This is a genomic window from Empedobacter sp. UBA3475 (genome assembly GCF_002378465.1).
In the GTDB taxonomy this organism is placed as follows: domain Bacteria; phylum Bacteroidota; class Bacteroidia; order Flavobacteriales; family Weeksellaceae; genus Empedobacter; species Empedobacter falsenii_B.
This window is the reverse complement of record NZ_DFRA01000017.1, coordinates 1-2,950: the sequence shown is the minus strand read 5'-3', so window position 1 is coordinate 2,950 and position 2,950 is coordinate 1. Positions and strand designations below refer to the sequence as shown.

Annotated in this window: 2 protein-coding genes; both read left to right on the top strand. The window is 30.9% G+C overall.

The window, feature by feature from the left end:
• Nucleotides 1–319 precede the first annotated feature (319 nt).
• Nucleotides 320–1,102, top strand: a complete 783-nt coding sequence (locus B3I31_RS04550) for an RNA polymerase sigma factor (RefSeq protein ID WP_291087658.1) — start codon at nt 320–322, stop codon at nt 1,100–1,102.
• Nucleotides 1,103–1,104: 2 nt separating this feature from the next.
• Entirely contained in the window at nt 1,105–2,202 is a 1,098-nt protein-coding gene (locus B3I31_RS04545) for a hypothetical protein (protein WP_291087656.1), read from the top strand.
• The last annotated feature ends 748 nt before the right edge of the window (nt 2,203–2,950 follow it).

Below are 2,950 nucleotides of genomic sequence, written 5' to 3'. Positions count from 1 at the left end.
TTTTTTACGCTTGTTTCAATGAATTGAAGCTCGTCTACAAATCGTATGTCGACTCTAAAATTCTTTGTTATTAGTGAATTTGAATATAATAAGAATAAAAATGTAGAACTTAATACGTATCACGTAAAACTAAAAAAATAACGTAAAACGTTAAGCGTAGAGCGTAAAACATAACAAAAAACCCCTTTCCCAAGAACAAAGTTGGCGCGATGTACAGGAAAAGGAGTGGCTTTTAAAACTAATGTTGAATTTAAAAAACGATGTTAAAACGTAGAACGTAATACGTATCACGTAAAACATAATTAAAACCACCTTTATTATGCTAGAAAAAGAATATGAATTATTGAAAAAAGGCGAACCCAAAGCCTTAGAGCAAATTTATTCACGACATAAAAGACTACTTTTTTGGATTGGTAAACAAATAGTTGATGATGAATTTGTTGTAGAATGTTTGGTACAAGATGCGTTTCTGAAATTATGGGAATATCGTGAGAAAATTGAAAAACCTGAACATATCTTTTTTTTCACGCGACTTGTTTTGAAACACAGCTGTTATTCGCATTATAGAAGTTCTAAAAATAAATTTTTTAGGTCAGTGCATTCATTAGAGAGTTACGAGAATTATGAGAATTATTTGACTGTATACGATCCTTTAGAGGCTGCAGAAAACATAAAGGATAAACTAATACATGACCAACATTATGAAGAAATTAGAAAAATATTACCCTTATTAAGCGCTGAAAGAAAACATTTGATTGAACTCTGCTTGAAATATGGATTTAGATACAAAGCAATTGCCAATGCAATGGGAAAAAGAGTTTCAGAAACGAGTATGGAGATTAAAAGTGCAATAGAGGATGTTAAGAACCTTATAAATAGTCAAGATGTATTCGTGTCTAAAAAAGAAATAATTTCCGAGGAAAAGGCACCAAATCAAATGACCGAAAAACAATCGTTGATTTTAAAGCTTCGATTCGAAATGAAACAATCGTTTACAACCATTGCCAAGACATTAGAACTTTCTCAGAAAGAAGTGCACAATGAATTTGTCGTCGCTTATAAATTGACTCAACAAAACAAGTTTAAACCCCTAAATAACTAAATATGGAAAATTCTACAGTTTTTTTAACACGTAAAATACAGTTAATTGCTGATTTACCAACCCAAGAAGAACGAAAAGAAGTTGTGAGTACGCTTTATAAATGGCAAAATAGATGTTTTATAGCGGCTAATATGATTGTTTCTCATTTGTATGTGCAAGAAATGGTGAAAGATTTTTTTTATTTCTCTGAAGGAATCAAATATAAATTAGCAGACGAAAACAAAGATGATTCTGGAATACTCAAATGGTCACGGTCGACTACAATTTATCGTGTGCTCTCAAAACGTTTTAAGGACGAAGTTCCGATGTATATATTGTCTAGTTTGATCAATACGTTATACCTATCCTTCAAGAAGGATTGTGTCAAGTATTGGAAAGGGGAACTTTCATTAAAAATTTTTAAACGAGATATAGCAATTCCTTTTAACATAGCGAGAATAAGTAAATTCTCGTATGATAAAGATAATAAATACATTTATTTTAAACTTTATAAAATTCCATTTAAAACGTATCTTGGAAGAGACTATATTGATAATTATAAGCTATTGGAGCAAGTAGTAAGCAAAGAAATTAGAATTTGTAGATCACATATTAAATTAGAAAAAAATAAAATATTTTGGGTATTCACGGTAGAAATTGAAAAAGAAAAAAATCAATTACAACCCGATATTATTGCAGAAGTTTCTTTGTCATTAGAATATCCGTTGATTGTAAAAATAGGTAGATCTCAGCTTACCATTGGTAGCAAAGAAGAATTTCTATATAGAAGATTAGCCATACAAGCTTCTCGTAAAAGAATACTAGAAGGAGTGCCTTTTTGCAAAGGAGGGAAAGGAAAAGCAAGAAAATTAAAAATAGCAAAAAAATTAAAAAATACAGAGAGTAAATATATTCATCATCGGCTACATGTCTACAGTAGAATGTTAATTGATTTTTGTGTGGAAAAAAAAGCAGGAACGATAGTTATTGTAGATCAAGAAGAAAAAATACAAATTGCCAAAGAAGAAAGATTTGTCTTAAGAAACTGGAGCTATTATGAGCTCATACATAAAATAAAATACAAAGCTGATAAAGCAGGTATTGAGCTTATAACAGCTTAAACCATAATTTTGGAGGGTGATTTGTACACCCGTAGGGTGGGGTGATTGTTAACGCTCATCAAATGTGAAAAACATATACAAAGGGGGATTTTTAGGTTTTATTGAAACACGCTGGATGATCCCAAGATAAAGGCAGGATAAAGGCAGGATAAAGGCAACATAGTGGCAGTAGGGTGGCAGTAGAATGTATGTATAAGGTTTTTGATATGGGATTTACGATGTAAAATGTTTTTATGAACAATTAGATATGAGATTCTTTGAAAGTTCTGAATGACAAGGAATTTGAATATTGAAAAAGAATTAGAAAAAACCGGCATTAAAACTCTCACGTTAAGAAAATGTTTGAGTGCAGCGTTAAAAAGTTTTTAGCCCGTAGGGTTTGTAAAATCTTTAGTGAAATGAGAACATTTTTAGTAGAGAGGTTTACGGCCTTGACTTTTTGGTTACTTTTTAGTCAATTAAAAAGTGACATTAAAGAATTTTTAATTTCAAATGTTATTAAAAAGGAATTTGAATATTGAAAAAGGATGAATACCCGGCATTAAAACTCACACGTTAAGAAAATGGATGAATGGAGCGTTAAAAAGTTTTTAGCCCGTAGGGTTTGTAAAATCTTTAGTGAAATGAGGGCATTTTTAGTAGAGAGGTTTACGGCCAAGTCTTTTTTCGTTAGTTTTTTTGACGATTCCCCGAAGGGCATATGAATACCTATAATTAAAATAGATAAGCTATGAATAAAAAAGTGACA

Bases quoted from the DNA above. Each gene is read 5' to 3' on its own strand.
- B3I31_RS04550 (WP_291087658.1), top strand. From the start codon at position 320: ATGCTAGAAAAAGAATATGAATTATTGAAAAAAGGCGAACCCAAAGCC.
- B3I31_RS04545 (WP_291087656.1), top strand. From the start codon at position 1,105: ATGGAAAATTCTACAGTTTTTTTAACACGTAAAATACAGTTAATTGCT.